Source organism: Pseudomonas sp. S5D5, assembly GCF_003013355.1.
In the GTDB taxonomy this organism is placed as follows: Bacteria; Pseudomonadota; Gammaproteobacteria; order Pseudomonadales; family Pseudomonadaceae; genus Aquipseudomonas; species Aquipseudomonas aylmerensis.
In genome coordinates this window covers 6,591,396-6,610,099 of the sequence record NZ_PTEO01000001.1, presented here as the reverse complement: position 1 = coordinate 6,610,099, position 18,704 = coordinate 6,591,396, and the positions used below count along the sequence as shown (strand labels likewise).

Below are 18,704 nucleotides of genomic sequence, written 5' to 3'. Positions count from 1 at the left end.
AGGGTGCATACCGTAAAGTGATGGCCATTTCGTCAGGAGTGAAGACCGTGAGTGAGCGTTCCAGTCATTGGCAATTACAGACCATCGTCAGCCAACTGCGCGGTGCCCGGGACCAGTGGCGAACGCGCAATGGCCGCTTGAGCGGCGAGCATGGCGGCCGCGAGTTGCCGTCCCGCGAGGCCGTCGCGCAGATTCTCGAAGCACTGTGCGGTGCGCTGTTCCCCATGCGCCTGGGGCCGGTGGACCTGCGTGAAGAAAGTGAAGATTTCTACGTCGGCCATACCCTCGACGTCGCCCTGAATGCCTTGCTGGCACAGGCGCGCCTGGAGCTGCGCTACGCCGCGCGCCAGGGCGGCCAGGATGACAGCGCGGTCGACGCCCTGGCCATCCGCCTGATCCAGGATTTTGCCCTGGCCTTGCCATCCCTGCGCAGCCTGCTGGACACCGACGTGCTGGCCGCCTACCACGGCGACCCGGCCGCGCGCAGCGTGGATGAGGTGCTGCTGTGCTATCCGGGAATCCTCGCGGTGATTCACCATCGCCTGGCGCACCATCTGTATCGCGCCGGTTTGCCGCTGCTGGCGCGGATCAGCGCGGAAATCGCCCACTCGGCCACCGGTATCGATATCCACCCGGGTGCGCAGATCGGCCCGAGTTTCTTTATCGACCACGGGACCGGCGTGGTGATTGGCGAAACCGCGATCATCGGCGAGCGGGTGCGTATCTACCAGGCCGTGACCCTGGGCGCCAAGCGCTTCCCGGCGGATGAGGATGGGCAGCTGCAGAAGGGCCATCCGCGCCACCCGATTGTCGAGGATGACGTGGTGATCTACGCCGGGGCAACGATCCTGGGGCGGATCACCATCGGCAAGGGCTCAACGATTGGCGGCAATGTGTGGCTGACCCGCAGCGTGCCGGCCGGGGCGAATATCACCCAGGCGAATCTGCAGCATGATGATGGGGCGCAGAAATAGTCTTGAGCCAAACACCGGGCAACTGTGGGAGCTGGCAAGCCAGCTCCCACAGTTGGAATGCATTCCAGACCTGAGCGGATTTCTCCCGAAAATCGCTGAACGTTTTACCTCCTGCACCCGTCATACCAGTCCTTGAGCTAGTGTAGGAATTATCTACCACTCAGCCCTGCGATTAGTCCCAGACCGCCTATCCATGTTTAACTTGAATGTTCGTTCAAGTTAAACCGGTGGTTCGCTGCCCGCTCACAACAGGAGGCTTACCTTTGCTGAGTCCGTTTTTTACAGCCACATCTCCCGCCCCAGGGGTGCATCGTTCATGAGTGCATCGTCGACCCCAGCCAGCGGCCTGGTGCGCATGAATGCGCCCGTCTTCTACTTTGCTGCAACCTTCATCTTGCTGTTCGGCATCACTGTCATCGCTATCCCGCAACAGGCCGGCGCCTGGCTGCTGGCCGCGCAAAACTGGGCGGCCAATACGGTCGGCTGGTACTACATGCTGGCGATGACCCTGTATCTGGTCTTCGTGGTGGTCACCGCGCTATCAGGCTACGGCAAGATAAAACTCGGTGCCGACCACGACGAGCCCGAATTCAGCTACCTGTCCTGGGCCGGCATGTTGTTTGCCGCCGGGATCAGCATCACGCTGTTTTTCTTCTGCGTCTCCGAGCCGCTGACGCACCTGGTGCAACCGCCCCAGGGCGCACCGATGAATGCCGACGCCGCGCGCCAGGCCATGCAGATCCTGTTCCTGCACTGGGGCCTGCATGGCTGGGGCGTGTTCGCCTTTGTCGGCATGGCCCTGGCGTACTTCGCCTACCGGCATAACCTGCCGCTGGCGCTGCGTTCGGCGCTGTACCCGCTGATCGGCAAGCGCATCAACGGCCCCATCGGCTATGCGGTGGATGGCTTCGGCATTATCGCCACGGTGTTCGGCCTGGGGGCCGACATGGGCTTTGGTGTGCTGCACCTCAACTCCGGCCTCGACTACCTGTTTGGCATTGCCCATACCCAGTGGATCCAGGTTGGATTGATCACCTTGATGATGGGCGCGGCGATTCTGGTCGCGGTGGCCGGCGTCGACAAGGGCGTGCGAGTGATGTCCGACATCAACATGCTGCTGGCCTGTGCGCTGCTGCTGTTCGTGTTGTTCGCAGGTCCCACCCAGCACCTGCTCAACACGCTGATCCAGAACATCGGCGACTACCTTGGCGCGTTGCCGACCAAGAGTTTTGACGTGTACGCCTACGACAAGCCGAGCGACTGGCTCGGCGGCTGGACGGTGTTCTACTGGGCCTGGTGGATCGCGTGGTCGCCGTTTGTCGGCCTGTTTATCGCGCGGATTTCCCGTGGCCGGACCATCCGTGAGTTCGTCTTCGGCGTGCTGCTGATCCCGCTGGGCTTCACCCTGGCGTGGATGTCGATCTTCGGCAACAGCGCCATCGACCAGGTGCTCAATCACGGGCTGACGGCCCTCGGTCAGTCGGCCATCGATGACCCGTCGATGAGCCTGTACCTGTTGTTGGAAACCTACCCGTGGAGCAAGACGGTCATTGCGGTCACCGTGTTTATCAGCTTCGTATTCTTCGTGACCTCGGCCGACTCCGGCACCGTAGTGCTCTCGACGCTGTCGTCCAAGGGCGGCAACGCCGATGAAGACGGGCCGAAATGGCTGCGGGTGTTCTGGGGCGCGATGACGGCGCTGGTCACCAGTGCGCTGCTGTTTGCCGGCAGCATCGACTCGTTGAAATCAGCCGTGGTGCTGACCTCGTTGCCGTTCTCGATGATCTTGCTGCTGATGATGTGGGGGCTGCACAAAGCCTTCTACCTCGAGTCGCAAAAGCAGATCGCGCAGTTGCACTCGTTGGCGCCGATCTCGGCCTCCCGCAAGGGCCGTGGCGGCTGGCGCCAGCGCTTGAGCCAGGCCGTGCATTTCCCGTCACGCGATGAGGTGTACCGCTTCCTCGAATCGACGGTGCGCCCGGCGATCGAAGAAGTGACGGCGGTGTTCGTCGAGAAGGGCCTGAGCGTGGTCACTCAGCCGGACCCGGCCAACGACAGCGTCAGCCTCGAAATCGGGCATGGCGAGGAGCATCCGTTCATCTACCAGGTGCAGATGCGCGGCTACTTCACGCCGTCGTTCGCCCGGGGTGGCATGGGTTCCAAAGAGATCAACAACCGTCGCTATTACCGCGCGGAAGTGCACCTGAGTGAGGGCAGCCAGGACTACGATCTGGTGGGCTACACCAAGGAGCAGATCATCAACGACATCCTCGACCAGTACGAGCGCCACCTGCAGTTCCTGCACCTGGTGCGCTGACCTGTAACTCCTCGCAAAGCCCCGTTCTACGGGGCTTTCTTAAATTTAATTTCATTCGTCAAACCCTCGGTTTGACGCGCAACTGTCATCTGGCCACTGCGTAATTGTGTGAAGCGTTTGACGCTTTCATTTCAAAACAGTGACGGAGACCGGTAACAATGAAGACGTTATTAAGCCCTATGGTGGGTGCCGCCATGGCGAGCTTTATGCTGTCCGCCCATGCCGATTTTATCGATGACAGCCACGCCGACGTGACCCTGCTCAATCGCTATCTCAACCAGCAGGGGCGTGATGTGGTGAACAGCAACGCCAAGGCCCACAGCATTCGCGATTGGGGCCAGGGTTTCGAGTTCAACTTCAAGTCGGGATATACCGAGGGGCCGGTGGGTTTCGGCTTGGATCTGCAGGCGTTCTACGGACTGAAACTGGATTCCGGTGGCGACCTCAACGACAAGGATCACCAGAGCCGCTACCCCGGCAGCATGTTCCCGCTGGACAACGGCAAGTCCGCCGACCAGTTCGGCGTGCTCAGCCCGACGTTCAAGATGCGCTTCGCCCAGGACGAGCTGCGCGTCGGTACGCTGTACGGCAACAACCCGGTCCTGGCCAACACCGACGGGCGCCTGTACCAGCAGACCAATACCGGCGTGCAACTGGTGTCCAAGGACCTTACCGACTTCACCTTCACTGGCGGCGATATCCTCAAGACCAAGATCCGTAACGAGACCGGCGACCAGGGCATGATCACCGCCGGCGGCACCAAGGAAAGCGATCGCTTCCTGTTCGGCGGTGCGGACTACACCGGCATCCAGAACACCACCGTCAGCCTGTGGTACTCCAATCTTGAGGACTACTACCAGCAGTTCTTCCTCGGTGCCAAGCGCCATGACGCTTTGTCGGTCGGCGCGATCGACACCGATGTGCGGGTGTTCCGCAGCCTGGGCGTGGGCGGCAACGCCGACGGTGACAAGGACTTCGCGGCGGCGGGTCTCTACGGTGACGGCGTGAACAAGGGGCGCATCAACCAAACTACCGCCAGCTTGCTTGAGAGCTACAGCCTGGACGGCCATACCGTCGGCCTGGGTATCCAGAAAAACAGCGGCGACAGCGACTTTCCCTACCTGGATTCCGGCTTGAACAGCGGCGACAACCGCCAGGGCCCAGGTTCAGGTGCCGACACCCCGGCCCTGACCAACATGCAGTTGAACAAATTCCAGCATGCCGGCGAACGCACCTGGCTGGCGCAGTACAAATATGACTTTGGCAAACTCGGCCTTACCGGCCTGACGTTCTCCGCGGCGTATGCCCACGGCGCTGACATCCGCACCGCACAAGGCACCACCAGCGAATGGGAACGTAACGTTGCCGTGGCGTATCAAGTCCCCACCGGCACTCTTAAAGGGCTCGGCGTGACCTGGAAAAATGCCCACGCCAGCCCGGACATCAGCGGTGCCACCGTGCAAGATGAAAACCGCTTTTATGTCAGCTATGTCGTTCCACTCTGGTAGGCAATTGCTGTAAAACGGAAAGGCAGACTTAAGCGATTCAGCTGGTTAAAAGGCCTGGGAATAACCTTATTCCCAGGCCTTATTTGCCTACGTCCAAGAGAGGATTCGATGACTTACATTGCTGCCGAAAACCGCTATGAATCTATTCCGTATCGCCGCGTAGGCCGCAGTGGACTGGTGCTGCCGGCACTGTCCCTGGGGCTGTGGCACAACTTTGGCGACAGCACCCCGATCGACACCCAGCGCGCCCTGTTGCGCACCGCGTTCGACCTGGGGATCAACCACTTCGACCTGGCCAACAACTATGGCCCGCCGTACGGCAGCGCCGAGATCAACTTCGGCCGTTTGCTGCGCGAAGACTTCAAGCACTACCGCGACGAATTGATCATCTCCAGCAAGGCCGGCTGGGACATGTGGCCCGGCCCCTACGGCCAGGGCGGCGGTTCGCGCAAATACGTGCTGGCCAGCCTCGACCAGAGCCTGCAACGCCTGGGCGTCGACTATGTGGATATTTTCTACTCGCACCGGTTTGATGCCGACACCCCCCTGGAAGAAACCGCCAGCGCCCTCGCCACCGCCGTGCAACAGGGCAAGGCGTTGTACATCGGCATCTCTTCCTACTCCGGGGTAAAAACCCGCGAAATCGCCGCGCTGCTCAAAGAGTGGAAAGTGCCGCTGTTGATCCACCAACCGGCCTACAACCTGCTCAACCGTTGGGTGGAAAAAGACCTGCTGGACACCACCGAAGAACTCGGCGCCGGGGTGATTGCGTTCACACCGCTGGCTCAAGGGCTGCTGACCGACAAGTACCTCAACGGCGTGCCGGCCGACGCACGAGTGAATCGTCCGGGTGGCGGTTCGTTGCAGGCCAAGCACCTGTCCGAAGCCAACATCGCCCATGTGCGTGCGCTGAATGAAATCGCCCAGCGCCGTGGCCAGAGTCTGGCGCAACTGGCCCTGGCCTGGACCTTGCGCGACCCACGGGTGACCAGTGCGCTGATCGGTGCGAGCCGGCCGGAGCAGATCATTGAAAACGTCGGGGCGTTGAAGAACCTGAGCTTCAGTGCCGAAGAACTGGCGGAGATCGATCGGTTCGCGCAGGAAGGCGGGATCAACTTGTGGGAGAAGCCTTCTACTGCTGAGTAATCTGCAGTAGTCGGTCACTGTGGGAGCTGGGCTTGCCGGTGAGGGCGGTGTGTCAGGCGATGATGGTGTTGGCTGATCCACCGCTTTCGCAGGCAAGCCAGCTCCCACAGTTGATCTTCAGTGGGGCGAATTTTTTCGGCACGATCCAAATCACTGTGGGAGCCGGGCTTGCCTGTGAGGGTGGTGGGTCAGTCGATGAAGATGTTGGCTGGGCGATCGCTTTCGCAGGCAAGCCAGCTCCCACAGTTGATTTTCAGTGGGGCGAATTTCCTTGGCCCGACTCGGTCATTGTGGGAGCTGGGCTTGCCGGTGAGGGCGGTGTGTCAGTCGATGAAGGTGTTGGCTGATCCACCGCTTTCGCAGGCAAGCTCCCACAGTTGATCTTCAGTGGGGCGAATTTTTTCGGCACGATCCAAATCACTGTGGGAGCCGGGCTTGCCCGCGATGGCGGTGGGTCTGTCGATGAAGTGTTGGCTGATCCACCGCTTTCGCAGGCAAGCCAGCCCCATCTTCGATCTTCTGTGTGATCTAGAACGGCACGTCCCCAAGAATCGTCGCCCGGTGCATCACTCGCCGTTGCGGCCGGTAGTCATCTACCGCGTAATGCTGGGTCACGCGGTTGTCCCAGAACGCCACGTCATTTTCCTGCCAACGCCAGCGGATGGTGAACTCCGGGCGGGTCGCGTGAGCAAACAGCAGCTTCAGGATCGCTTCGCTTTCGGCAGGTTCTAGCTCATTGATCCTGGTGGTAAACCCATCGCTCACAAACAACGATTTACGCCCACTCACCGGATGCGTGCGCACCACCGGATGCGACAGCGGCGGGTTTTTCTTGCGGGTTTCTTCCCAGCGCGCCAGGTCTTCGGCGGTGTTGCCGAAGCGTTCCAGCGGGAAGGATTTGGTGAAGTCGTGGGTGGCGGTAAGCCCGTCGAGCAAGCGCTTCAACGGCTCGGACAGCGCCTCATACGCCGCGATGCCACTGGCCCACAACGTGTCGCCACCAAACGCCGGCAGCAGTTTGGCGCTGAGCACCGCGCCAAGCGCCGGGGTGGGCAGGAACGTCACGTCGGTGTGCCACACGGCGTTGTCACGCACGTCGGTGACGGCGGTGTCGAGGATCAGCACTTCGGGCTGTTCCGGCACGTTGGGGTAAATCGGGTGGATGTGCAGGTCACCGAAATTCGCCGCGAACCGCGCCTGTTGCTGCGGGGTGATCGGCTGGCCACGGAAGAACAGCACCGAGTGCGTGAGCAACGCCTGTTCGATGGCGTCGCGCTGTTCGACGTTCAGCGGCTGGGTGATATCGACGCCACTGATCTGGGCGCCCAGAGCGGTGCTTAATGGCGTAACGGTCAGGCTGCTCATGCGGTTCTCGTCAATAAGTGCTTAGTGTGCCTGGCCATGCCAAGGCACCAATTTGCGCTGCAGGGCGCGCAGGCCCATTTCCATGGCGAAGGCGATCAGTGCGATCACCAGGATCCCCAGTACCACCACATCGGTGACCAGGAACTGCGCCGCCGACTGCACCATGAACCCCAGGCCGCTGGTGGCCGCGATCAGCTCGGCAGCAACCAAGGTCGACCAGCCCACCCCCAGGCCGATGCGCACGCCGGTGAGGATGTCGGGCAGGGCGCTCGGCAGGATCACATGGCGAATCAACTGGGCGCGGGTCGCACCCAGCGACTGCGCCGCGCGCAGTTTGGCCGGGTCGACGGTGCGCACGCCGGTCGCGGTGGCGATGGCAATCGGGGCAAAGATCGCCAGGTAGATCAGCAGCACCTTGGACAGTTCGCCGATGCCGCACCAGATCACAATCAGCGGCAGATACGCCAACGGCGGAATCGGCCGGTAGAACTCGATCAGCGGGTCGAGAATGCCACGCGCAATACGGTTGGCGCCGATGGCAATGCCCACCGGCACGGCGGTCAGCACTGCAAAGCCCAGGCCCAGGCCGATACGGCTGAGGCTCGCGCCCAAGTGCTGCCATAGGGTGGAATCCATGTAGCCCGTGGTCGCCAGCAGCCAGCCTTTTTGCAGCACGGCAGACGGCGGCGGCAGGAACAGCGGCTCGATCAGGCCGGTGGCGGTCACGGCCCACCAGATGGCCAGCAAGGCCACCAGGGTCAGCAGGCTGATCCAGCGCGTGCTCAGGCTGCGGCGCACGGGGGTAACGGCGTGCGTCACCGGCTTGGTCGCGGTGGCGGGAAGTTCGTAGCTGCTCATGCGGACACCTGCCGTTGCGAGAACACTTTGCCCAGCACGTGTTCGCGGGTTTCGATAAAACGCGGGTCGGATTTGATCGCCCGCGCCGACTCACCGGCGGCGTAGCGTTGGCCAAAGTCCAGGTGCAGCCGTTCGACGATCTGGCCGGGGTTGGGCGCCAGCAGGATCAAGTCAGTGGCGAGAAATACCGCCTCTTCGATGTCATGGGTGATCAGGAATACCGGCTTGGCCGTGCGCCGCCAGACTTGCAGCAACAGCTCCTGCATCTGCTCGCGGGTGAAGGCATCGAGGGCGCCGAAGGGTTCGTCCATCAGCAGCACGCGCGGGTCTGCTGCCAAGGCGCGGGCCAGGCCGACGCGCTGTTTCTGGCCGCCGGAGAGCTGCCAGATGCGGCGGTTGTCGAAACCGGCGAGGTCCACCAGTGCGAGCATTTCCCGGGCGCGCACTTCGCGTTGTGCCTTGGCCACTCCGGCCAGTTCGAGGCCGAAGCCGACGTTGGCAAGCACGTCCTGCCAGGGCAGCAGGGCGTCGTCCTGGAACACCACGCCACGTTCGGCGCTCGGGCCTTTGACCGGCACGCCATCAAGGGTGATGCGCCCGGCGGACGGTTCGACAAAGCCGGCAATCAGATTCAACAGCGAAGTCTTGCCACTGCCGGACGGGCCGAGGGCTACCAGCAATTGCTGGGGCCCAAGCTCCAATGAAATATCAGACAGTACCGGTTCTGTGGCGCCTGGGTACTGTGCGCTGATGCGCTCCAGTTGTAGCAAGGCCATCGCGATGAACTCCTGAATCAGTTAGTGATGAACTTGGCGCTGACGTAAGGGGCGTAGTCCGGCAGCACGGCGTCGACCTTGCCTTGCTCCTTCAAGAACGCTGCAGTGTCGGTCACCGCCTTGGTGGTCGGGGCGCCCAGCAGGGTTACCTGGTCAGCCGCCAATGGATAGACGTTGCCTTGCAGCAGCAGCGGGATATCACTGGCCTTGGCGCCGGAGAGCTTCACCAGTTTGTCGACGTTACCTTTGTCAGCGATCCAGGCTTGTGGGTCTTTGCGGTACGCGGCGTAGGCGTCCAGGGTGACCTTGGCGAAGGCCGTGACGATTTCCGGGTGCTTCTCGGCAAAATCCTTACGTACGATCCACGCGTCGAAGGTCGGCGCGCCGAACTTGGCCAGTTCGCCGGAGGTGATCAGCACCTTGCCGTTTTCCTTGGCCACGCCCAGGGCGGGGTCCCATACGTAAGTGGCATCGATGTCACCGCGCTTCCAGGCGGCGATGATTGCCGGCGGGGCGAGGTTGAGGATGGTCACTTTCGAGGGGTCGATGTTCCAGTGCTTCAGCGCGGCGAGCAGGCTGTAGTGTCCGGTGGACACGAACGGTACCGCGACTTTCTTGCCGACCAGGTCCTGCGGGCTGTTGATCCCCGAACCGTTGCGCGCTACCAGGGCTTCGGCACCGCCGATCTGGGTAGCAACGAGGAAGGTTTCCACCGGCACTTTGCGCGTGATCGCTGCGGTCAGCGGGCTGGAACCGAGGTAGCCGATCTGCACGTCGCCGGAGGCGATGGCGGCGATGATGTCGGCGCCGTTGTCGAATTTGCGCCAGTCGATCTTGGCGTTGGTGGCTTTTTCATAAGCGCCGTCGGCCTGGGCGACTTTCGCCGGGTCCACGGTGGTCTGGTAGGCGATGGTTACATCCGCCGCGTGGGCAAACAGACTGGCACCGGCCAAGGACAACGCCGCCAGGAGGCGCAGTGGGGTCAAAAGTTTCAAAGGGAAGCTCCTCAATCAGGCGGCCGAGGGTCGGCGTGTGAGGAGACTAAATGATCTAAGAATCCGAAAATAAATAACATTTTCGAATTAGCTTATGAGGAGAAGAGTGAATGCTGGTGTTGAGGGCGCATTGGCCAAATGTGCGAGCTGGCTTGCCTGCGATGCTCACGACTCGGTAGTTCAGATCTACCGGGTTGATGCTATCGCAGGCAGGCCAGCGCCCACACGGGGTGGCGTGATGCCTTAGTTACTGATCGCCAGGATACTGGCCTGGTACGACCCGACAAACACGTCAAAATCGCCCACTTCGTTCTGTTCCAGCTCCGCCTGCTGTGCCAGCGACGTGCGCGCCAGCTCTTCAAAGCGCGCCTGCTCTTCGGCTGGCAACGGCTCGCGGCGAAAATGCTCGGCGTGGACCTCGCTCTGATACAGGGAGAACTGCGCAAAACTCTCTTTGCGCTCGGCCATTGCCGCCAGCACTTGGGCCGATGGCGTCAGGGACGGGTCCTTGACCTTGGCCAGTTGGGCGTCCAGCGCCTCGCTGTGTTCGCTGATGCCGTGGCTCGCATCCAGCAGGGCCGCCAGCGGCGCAATCTGCTCGAGCAATTCGGTGGCCCATTCCTTCATGTCCACTGCCTGGCCCTGGCGCTGCAATTGCAGGCCCGGACGCCGGCCTTCCTTGACCACGCTGAGGAAGTTGGACGTGGCGTTGCCGCATTCGTTATTGGCGAACAGCGGGCTGTCGTTCAGCGCGCAGTACAGCAGGAACGCGTCGAGGAAGCGCGACTCCGGCAGGTCGATACCCATCGGCAGGAACGGGTTGATGTCCAGGCAGCGCACTTCGATGTACTGGATGCCACGCGCCATGAGCGCCTGGATCGGCCGTTCGCCGGTGTAGGTCACGCGCTTGGGGCGGATGTTGGAGTAGTACTCGTTTTCGATCTGCAGGATGTTGGTGTTGAGTTGTACCCATTCACCGTCCTTGTGCGTGCCGACTTCGACGTAGGGCGCGTAGGGCGTTGCCACCGCTTCGCGCAGGCTGTCGGTGTAGCTGGCCAGATCGTTGTAGCACGGCGTCAGGCCGGCCTGGGCGTTGCTCTGGTAACCCAGGTCGCTCATGCGCAGGCTGGTGGCGTACGGCAGGTACAGGGTGTCGGCGTCGAGCACTTCCAATTGATGCGAGCGACCGCGCAGGAAACCCGCGTCCAGTGCCGGCGAGGCCCCGAACAGGTACATCAACAGCCAGCTGTAGCGGCGGAAGTTGCGGATCAGCGCGATATAGGCAGTGGACTGGTAGTCGCGGTCGGTGCCGACAAACCCTTCCGTCTCCTTGAGCAGCGGCCACAACTGTTCCGGCAGCGAGAAGTTGTAGTGGATACCGGCGATGCACTGCATGGTCTTGCCGTAGCGCAGGGCCAGGCCCTTGCGGTACACGTACTTGAGCTGTCCGATATTGGAGGTGCCGTAGTAGGCAATCGGAATGTCTTCCTCGGCCGGCAACGGGCACGGCATCGAAGGGCTCCACAGGTATTCGCTGCCGAGCTTGGTGTAGGCAAAGCGATGGATCTTGTCCAGGCTGCTCAGGGTATCGGCCGGGTTGGGCAGGGCTGGGGTGATGAACTCCAGCAGCGATTCCGAGTAGTCGGTGGTGATCTGTTCATGGGTCAACGCGGCGCCCAGGGCTTCGGGGTGCGGCGTTTGCGCCAGGCGACCCTCACCGGTGACACGTAGGCATTCACGCTCGATGCCGTGCAAGCATTGCTCTAGCAGGGAGAGGTGTTCGCGCTTGCCGAGCAGGGCCAGGCGGCGGTTGAGAAGTTCGCTCAAGTTAGATTCCTTCACGCGTCAGTCGCCCCAATATGGGGGTGGGCAAGACGGTCTACAAGGGTGAAGTTAAAACTGGCGTTATCGCCTGGTTTTGAGTCGATTTGACTCGCTTTGGAAAAGCCTACTTCACTCCTTGAATTGGGCTATAGCGCAGCAAGAAAATTCCGACGCTGTTGTCGCAGCGCCGAAATTAACTCAAATCGAGGGCGGGGAGCTATAGGACAGCGAAGGTGCCTTGTGCTTTTGCGACCAGTTTTTCGTCCTGGTACACGTCGGCCTCGACCACCAGGGTGCGTCGACCGGCGTGAATCACGCGGCTGGTGCATAACACGTCACCGTCGGAGACCGCGCGAATGTAATTGATCTTGCATTCGATGGTCGCGCTCTGCTGGTCGAAGCCATGGGAGCTGGAACAGGCCAGCCCCATGGTGATGTCCACGAGGCTGAAAATCGCCCCGCCATGGAGCTTGCCTGCGCGGTTGCGCAGTTGCGGCTCCAGGGTCAGGGCCACCTCGGCAACGCCTTCGTCCAGGCGTTGCAGGCGGCAGCCGATCAGTTCGCTGAAGGCGCTCTGGGTCAAGCCGGCTGGGATTTCCATCAGCGTTTCTTCAACTGTTTGGCGTTGGCGAACAGCGAGGCCATGGCGTTGTTGGACGGCGCGGCGGTCGCGGTTTCCTTGCGCGGCGCGTTGTTCTGCGACTGGCGCGGCGCCGAGCCTGGGCGGGCACCGCGAGCCCCGTCGATTTTCTCGCCGGGGGTGTCGCTCATGCGCATCGACAGGCCGACGCGCTTGCGCGGGATGTCGACTTCCATGACCTTGACCTTGACCACGTCACCGGCTTTCACCGCTTCACGCGGGTCCTTGATGAACTTCTCCGAAAGCGCAGAGATGTGCACCAAACCGTCCTGATGCACGCCGATGTCCACAAAGGCACCGAAGTTGGTCACGTTGGTCACCACACCTTCGAGGATCATGCCCAGTTGCAGGTCCTTGAGGTCTTCGACGCCGTCCTGGAACTCGGCGGTCTTGAACTCGGGACGCGGGTCACGGCCGGGTTTTTCCAGCTCTTGCAGGATGTCGGTGATGGTCGGCACGCCGAAGGTTTCATCGGTGTACTTTTTCGGATCCAGGCGCTTGAGGAACGCGGCGTCGCCGATCAGCGAGCGGATGTCGCGGTCGGTCTCGGCCGCAATGCGCTGCACCAGCGGATAGGCTTCCGGGTGAACCGCCGAGGCGTCCAGCGGGTTGTCGCCATTCATCACGCGCAGGAAACCGGCGGCTTGTTCGAAGGTTTTTTCACCCAGGCGTGCGACTTTTTTCAGCGCGGCGCGGGTTTTAAACGCGCCGTTCTCGTCACGGTGGGTGACGATGTTCTGCGCCAGGGTCGAATTCAGGCCGGAGATCCGCGCCAGCAGCGCCACGGAGGCGGTGTTCACGTCCACGCCCACGGCGTTTACGCAGTCTTCCACGACCGCGTCCAGGCCGCGCGCCAGTTTCAGCTGCGACACGTCGTGCTGGTACTGGCCGACACCGATGGATTTAGGGTCGATTTTCACCAGTTCGGCCAGCGGATCCTGCAGGCGACGGGCGATGGACACCGCACCACGGATCGACACGTCGAGGTCCGGGAATTCCTTGGACGCCAGCTCCGACGCCGAGTACACCGAAGCACCGGCCTCGGAGACCATGACCTTGGTCATCTTCATGGCTGGGTATTTTTTGATCAGCTCGGCGGCCAGCTTGTCGGTTTCACGGCTGGCGGTGCCGTTGCCGATGGCGATCAGGTCCACGGCGTGCTTGGCGCACAGGGCCGCCAGGATCGCCAGGGTCTGGTCCCACTTGTTGTGTGGCACGTGCGGGTACACGGTCGCGTGGTCCAGCAGCTTGCCGGTGGCATCGACCACGGCGACCTTGCAGCCGGTACGCAGGCCCGGGTCGAGGCCCAGGGTCGCACGTGGGCCGGCCGGGGCGGCCAGCAGCAGGTCGTGCAGGTTGTGGGCGAAGACGTTGATCGCTTCGGTTTCGGCGCCGTCGCGCAACTCGCCCAGCAGGTCGGTTTCCAGGTGGGTGTAGAGCTTGACCTTCCACGTCCAGCGCACCACTTCGCCCAGCCATTTATCTGCAGGACGGTTCTGATTTTGAATGCCGAATTGTTGACCGATCATGCCTTCGCACGGGTGCATGGTGCCCGGCAGCTCGTCGCCGACTTTCAGCGCGGAACTGAGAATGCCTTCGTTGCGGCCACGGAAAATCGCGAGCGCGCGGTGGGACGGCATGCTTTTCAGCGGTTCATCGTGTTCGAAATAATCGCGGAACTTGGCGCCCTCTTCCTCTTTGCCGGCGATGACGCGGGCGCTGAGGGTGGCTTCCTGCTTGAGGTAGGTGCGCAGTTTTTCCAGCAGGCTGGCGTTTTCGGCAAAACGCTCCATGAGGATGTACTTGGCGCCTTCGAGGGCGGCCTTGACGTCGGCGACACCTTTTTCGGCGTCGATAAAGCGCGCGGCTTCGGTTTCCGGGGTCAGCGACGGGTCGTTGAACAGGCCGTCAGCCAGCTCGCCGAGGCCGGCTTCCAGGGCAATCTGGCCCTTGGTGCGGCGCTTCTGTTTGTACGGCAGGTACAGGTCTTCGAGACGGGTCTTGGTGTCGGCGAGCTTGATGTCGCGTTCCAGTTGCGGGGTCAGCTTGCCCTGCTCCTCGATGCTGGCGAGGATGCTGATACGCCGTTCGTCGAGTTCTCGCAGGTAGCGCAGGCGCTCTTCCAGGTGTCGCAGTTGGGTGTCGTCGAGGCTGCCGGTCACTTCTTTACGGTAACGGGCGATGAAGGGCACCGTGGAGCCTTCATCCAGTAGAGCGACGGCCGCTTCGACCTGTTGTGGGCGTACACCGAGTTCCTCGGCGATGCGGCTGTTGATGCTGTCCATAAAACCACCTGAAATTCTTAGAAGCAGCCCGCAGGCCCGGAAAACAAGGCCTTGCGCGGCTGGTTGAGCGGCCCGACTGGCGCCGCTGCCTGGGTCAAGAGGCTGCCTATTGACCCTCGAAATCGAAAAAATCACGACAAGCGGGTGAAAAAAAGCCCGGCAGTAAACGGTAACGATCTGATGTTGCCCTGCACGACGGCGCCGCATTATAACCAGCGTTCTGTCCTTGGGGGGTACTGCGCCCGTGGTTGTGGGACGCGGGTTCGCTGGCGGTAGAGGAAAAATCTGCTAACAATGCACACGGTGCGTATAACGGCAGCTACGCCATAATGCGCGCCGAGATAAGAGGAGCATCCAATGAGCAGCACTGCACAAACTGCTGAAGGCGAAAAAATTCTCATCGTTGATGACGATCCGGGGCTGAGCAGCCTGCTGGAGCGTTTCTTCAACTCCAAGGGCTATCGTGCCCGCGCGGTGCCGAACACCGAGCAAATGGACCGCCTGCTGGGGCGTGAAGTGTTCAACCTGGTCGTGCTCGACCTGATGTTGCCCGGCGAAGACGGCCTCACCGCCTGCAAGCGCCTGCGCAGCGCGAACAACCAGATTCCGATCATCATGCTCACCGCCAAGGGTGATGAGTTGAGCCGCATCAAGGGCCTCGAGCTGGGCGCTGATGACTACCTGGCCAAGCCGTTCAACCCTGACGAGCTGATGGCCAGGGTCAAGGCCGTGCTGCGTCGCCAGGCCGCTCCGGTACCCGGTGCCCCGGGCAGCGAAGACGAGAGCGTCACATTTGGCGACTACGAACTGTCGCTGGCCACTCGTGAGCTCAAGCGCGGCGATGAAGTGCACATGCTCACCACCGGCGAATTCGCCGTGCTCAAGGCGCTGGTGATGAACGCGCGCCAGCCTCTGACCCGCGACAAGCTGATGAACCTGGCCCGTGGCCGGGAGTGGGACGCCCTGGAGCGCTCCATCGACGTGCAGATTTCCCGTCTGCGCCGGATGATCGAGCCGGATCCGTCCAAACCACGGTACATCCAGACGGTATGGGGCGTGGGCTATGTGTTTGTGCCGGATGGCACCGCAACAAAGTGACCAATGATTTGCAGGGCGGGCATTCCAGCGTTTGACTCCATGAGGGTCGACGGGATGCCCGGCGTCTGCAATTCTGCGAGCGCCGCTCGTTCCTGCCAGGTGTCCAGCTGTCTTCTATGAAAACCCCTCTTTGGTTCCCGCAAAGTTTTTTCTCCCGCACCCTTTGGCTGGTGCTGATCGTCGTTCTGTTTTCCAAGGCACTCACGCTGGTTTATCTGTTGATGAACGAAGACGTGCTGGTGGATCGGCAGTACAGCCACGGTGTCGCCCTGACATTACGTGGCTATTGGGCAGCCGATCCCGAGAGTCGTGAAAAAATCGCCAAGGCGTCGACATTGATTCGGGTTGACGGGGCCGGCGTGCCGGAAGGCGAGCAGCATTGGCCTTACAGCGAGATCTACCAGCGCCAGATGCAGGCCGAGCTGGGCGAGGACACCGAAGTTCGGTTGCGCATGCATGTATCGCCCGCGCTGTGGGTGAGGGCGCCGAGCCTGGGGGATGCCTGGATCAAGGTGCCGCTGTACCCGCATCCGCTGCGGGGGCAGAAGATCTGGAACGTGCTGGGCTGGTTCCTGGCGATCGGGCTGCTCTCAACCGCCTCGGCGTGGATTTTCGTGCGCCAGCTCAACCAGCCACTCAAGCGCCTGGTCTTTGCTGCGCGCCAGCTGGGGCAAGGTCGCAGCGTGCGCTTGCCGGTCAGCGATACGCCCAGTGAGATGACCGAGGTGTATGGCGCGTTCAACCAGATGGCGGAGGACGTCGAACAGGCCGGGCGCGAACGCGAGCTGATGCTGGCGGGCGTGTCCCATGACCTGCGCACACCGTTGACGCGCTTGCGGCTTTCTCTGGAACTGATGGGCAATCATTCCGACCTGACCGATGACATGGTTCGCGATATCGAGGACATGGACGCGATTCTCGACCAGTTCCTGGCGTTTATCCGCGATGGTCGTGACGAGGTGGTGGAGGAGGTCGACCTGACGGACCTGGTGCGTGAGGTGGTAGCGCCTTACAACCAGAACGGCGAACAGGTGCGCATGCGCCTGGAACCGATCCAGCCGTTTGCGCTGCGCCGGGTGTCCATGAAGCGTTTGTTGAACAACCTCATCGGCAACGCCTTGCACCATGCCGGCTCGGATGTGGAAGTGGCAGCGTATGTGTCCGGCGACAGCGCGGCACCTTATGTGGTGCTGAGTGTGATGGACCGTGGCACCGGCATTGACCCGGCCGAGCTGGAAGGCATCTTCAACCCGTTCACCCGTGGCGATCGTGCGCGGGGTGGCAAGGGCACCGGTCTGGGGTTGGCAATCGTCCGCCGGATCGCCTCGATGCACGGCGGCAATGTCGAGCTGCGCAACCGCGAAGGGGGCGGCCTGGAAGCGCGCGTACGGCTGCCGCTCGGCCTGATGTTGCCCCGCGACGCGGTATAGGGGCAGCTTCAAGCTTCAAGCTTCAAGCTATAAGCTACAAGAGAAGGGCAAGCCGATTTGCTCTTTCTTGCAGCTTGAGGCTTGCAGCTTGTGAGACTACCCCTAGCCTTTGCCCTTGGTCCTGGTCATGTTCGGCCCGCCATTTTTCTCCAGGTGCTGGATGATGATCCCCGCCACGTCCTTGCCGGTGGTGGTCTCGATGCCTTCCAGGCCCGGTGATGAGTTCACTTCCATCACCAGCGGACCATGGTTGGATCGCAGGATATCCACACCCGCCACGCTCAACCCCATTACCTTGGCTGCACGCAGCGCGGTCATGCGTTCTTCAGGGGTGATCTTGATCAGGCTGGCGCTGCCGCCACGGTGCAGGTTGGAGCGGAACTCACCAGGCTTGGCCTGGCGCTTCATGGCGGCAATCACCTTGTCGCCCACCACGAAGCAACGGATATCCGCGCCACCGGCTTCCTTGATGTATTCCTGCACCATGATGTTCTGCTTGAGCCCCATGAACGCCTCGATCACCGACTCGGCGGCGGTCGCGGTTTCACACAGCACCACACCGATGCCCTGGGTGCCTTCCAGTACCTTGATCACCAACGGCGCGCCGTTGACCATCTCGATCAGGTCAGGGATGTCATCGGGCGAGTGGGCAAAGCCGGTGACCGGCAGGCCAATGCCGCGACGCGAGAGCAATTGCAGCGAGCGCAGCTTGTCCCGCGAGCGGGCGATGGCCACCGATTCATTGAGGGGGAACACTCCCATCATTTCAAACTGGCGCAACACTGCGCAGCCATAGAACGTCACCGAGGCGCCGATCCGCGGGATCACCGCATCAAACCCTTCCAGCGGCTTGCCCCGGTAGTGGATCTGCGGCTTGTGGCTGGCAATGTTCATGTAGGCACGCAACGTGTCGATCACCACCATTTCGTGGCCACGTTCGGTGCCGGCCTCGACCAGGCGGCGGGTGGAATACAGACGCGGGTTTCGCGACAGCACAGCAATCTTCATGCAGCACCTGGGGCAGAAATAGTAGAGACCGGGAACACCGGCTTGTCTTGAACGTACTTGACGCCGGGATTGACCACCAGATGGCCGTCAATCAGCGCCTTGGAACCCAGCAACAGGCGGTAACGCATGGCCTTGCGGCAGGCCAGGGTGAACTCCACCCGCCATACCCGATCCCCCATCGCCAGGGTGGTGCTGATCACATAGCGCACCTGCGCATGGCCGTTGGAGCTCTTGATGGTTTTCATCGTCACCAGGGGCGCTTCGCAGCGGCGGTGACGCAGTTGCACCACGCTGCCCAGGTGGGCGGTGAAGCGCACCCACTTCTCACCGTCGCGCTCAAACGGCTCGATATCGGTGGCGTGCAGGCTGGAGGTGCTGGCACCGGTGTCGATCTTCGCGCGCAGGCCTGCCACTCCCAGATCGGGAAGTGCCACCCACTCACGCAGACCCACAACGGTCAAATGGTCAAATGTCTTCAAT

16 protein-coding genes are annotated in these 18,704 nt (G+C 61.9%); 7 read left to right on the top strand and 9 right to left on the bottom strand.

Annotated elements, in window-relative coordinates:
* Positions 1–47 precede the first annotated feature (47 nt).
* From epsC to C9990_RS32390, 5 genes are all read left to right on the top strand, one after another.
* Positions 48–974, top strand: coding sequence for a serine O-acetyltransferase EpsC (gene epsC / locus C9990_RS30210; protein WP_065899585.1), 927 nt, complete (start codon positions 48–50; stop codon positions 972–974).
* A gap of 355 nt (positions 975–1,329) precedes the next feature.
* Entirely contained in the window at positions 1,330–3,291 is a 1,962-nt protein-coding gene (gene betT, locus C9990_RS30205) for a choline transporter BetT (protein ID WP_162946137.1), read from the top strand.
* Between the two features lie 179 nt (positions 3,292–3,470).
* Positions 3,471–4,799 (top strand): OprD family outer membrane porin, encoded by a 1,329-nt coding sequence (locus C9990_RS30200; RefSeq protein WP_106805448.1) that lies wholly within the window; start codon positions 3,471–3,473, stop codon positions 4,797–4,799.
* A gap of 108 nt (positions 4,800–4,907) precedes the next feature.
* Complete coding sequence (mgrA, locus tag C9990_RS30195) at positions 4,908–5,945, top strand: L-glyceraldehyde 3-phosphate reductase (protein ID WP_010214105.1); 1,038 nt, start codon at positions 4,908–4,910, stop codon at positions 5,943–5,945.
* A 59-nt stretch (positions 5,946–6,004) separates the two neighbouring features.
* The gene (locus tag C9990_RS32390; protein WP_157955108.1) at positions 6,005–6,292 is read left to right on the top strand and encodes a hypothetical protein; all 288 of its coding nucleotides are present in this window, start codon (positions 6,005–6,007) and stop codon (positions 6,290–6,292) included.
* A gap of 181 nt (positions 6,293–6,473) precedes the next feature.
* Here the strand turns inward: C9990_RS32390 and tauD are convergent, their stop codons facing one another.
* The 7 genes from tauD to C9990_RS30155 all read right to left on the bottom strand — a co-directional run bounded on the left by tauD (position 6,474) and on the right by C9990_RS30155 (position 14,688).
* Complete coding sequence (gene tauD / locus C9990_RS30185) at positions 6,474–7,310, bottom strand: taurine dioxygenase (protein ID WP_106805446.1); 837 nt, start codon at positions 7,308–7,310, stop codon at positions 6,474–6,476.
* Between the two features lie 21 nt (positions 7,311–7,331).
* Positions 7,332–8,168, bottom strand: coding sequence for a taurine ABC transporter permease TauC (gene tauC / locus C9990_RS30180; RefSeq protein WP_106805445.1), 837 nt, complete (start codon positions 8,166–8,168; stop codon positions 7,332–7,334).
* Entirely contained in the window at positions 8,165–8,944 is a 780-nt protein-coding gene (gene tauB, locus C9990_RS30175) for a taurine ABC transporter ATP-binding subunit (protein WP_065899593.1), read from the bottom strand. Before tauB ends, tauC begins: the two co-directional genes overlap by 4 nt.
* Before the next feature lie 17 nt (positions 8,945–8,961).
* Positions 8,962–9,939: a taurine ABC transporter substrate-binding protein gene (gene tauA / locus C9990_RS30170; RefSeq protein WP_065899594.1), complete on the bottom strand. Its 978-nt coding sequence runs from the start codon at positions 9,937–9,939 to the stop codon at positions 8,962–8,964.
* A gap of 243 nt (positions 9,940–10,182) precedes the next feature.
* A complete protein-coding gene (gshA, locus tag C9990_RS30165) occupies positions 10,183–11,766 on the bottom strand; it encodes a glutamate--cysteine ligase (protein ID WP_106805444.1) in 1,584 nt (527 codons plus the stop codon).
* A gap of 214 nt (positions 11,767–11,980) precedes the next feature.
* Positions 11,981–12,364 (bottom strand): PaaI family thioesterase, encoded by a 384-nt coding sequence (locus C9990_RS30160; protein WP_106805443.1) that lies wholly within the window; start codon positions 12,362–12,364, stop codon positions 11,981–11,983.
* Positions 12,364–14,688: a Tex family protein gene (locus C9990_RS30155; RefSeq protein ID WP_065899597.1), complete on the bottom strand. Its 2,325-nt coding sequence runs from the start codon at positions 14,686–14,688 to the stop codon at positions 12,364–12,366. Before C9990_RS30155 ends, C9990_RS30160 begins: the two co-directional genes overlap by 1 nt.
* 357 nt (positions 14,689–15,045) lie before the next feature.
* On the opposite strand from C9990_RS30155, the gene ompR reads away from it, so the two are divergent.
* Both ompR and C9990_RS30145 read left to right on the top strand, forming a co-directional pair.
* Positions 15,046–15,786 carry a two-component system response regulator OmpR gene (gene ompR / locus C9990_RS30150; RefSeq protein WP_065899598.1) on the top strand — a complete coding sequence of 247 codons (741 nt, stop codon included), beginning with the start codon at positions 15,046–15,048 and terminating at the stop codon, positions 15,784–15,786.
* A gap of 116 nt (positions 15,787–15,902) precedes the next feature.
* Positions 15,903–17,216, top strand: coding sequence for an ATP-binding protein (locus C9990_RS30145; protein ID WP_065899599.1), 1,314 nt, complete (start codon positions 15,903–15,905; stop codon positions 17,214–17,216).
* Positions 17,217–17,318: 102 nt separating this feature from the next.
* Here the strand turns inward: C9990_RS30145 and rimK are convergent, their stop codons facing one another.
* Together rimK and C9990_RS30135 are read right to left on the bottom strand one after the other, a co-directional pair.
* Complete coding sequence (rimK, locus tag C9990_RS30140) at positions 17,319–18,224, bottom strand: 30S ribosomal protein S6--L-glutamate ligase (protein WP_003187674.1); 906 nt, start codon at positions 18,222–18,224, stop codon at positions 17,319–17,321.
* Complete coding sequence (locus tag C9990_RS30135) at positions 18,221–18,685, bottom strand: ATP-dependent zinc protease (protein ID WP_371856063.1); 465 nt, start codon at positions 18,683–18,685, stop codon at positions 18,221–18,223. Before C9990_RS30135 ends, rimK begins: the two co-directional genes overlap by 4 nt.
* Positions 18,686–18,704 lie beyond the last annotated feature (19 nt).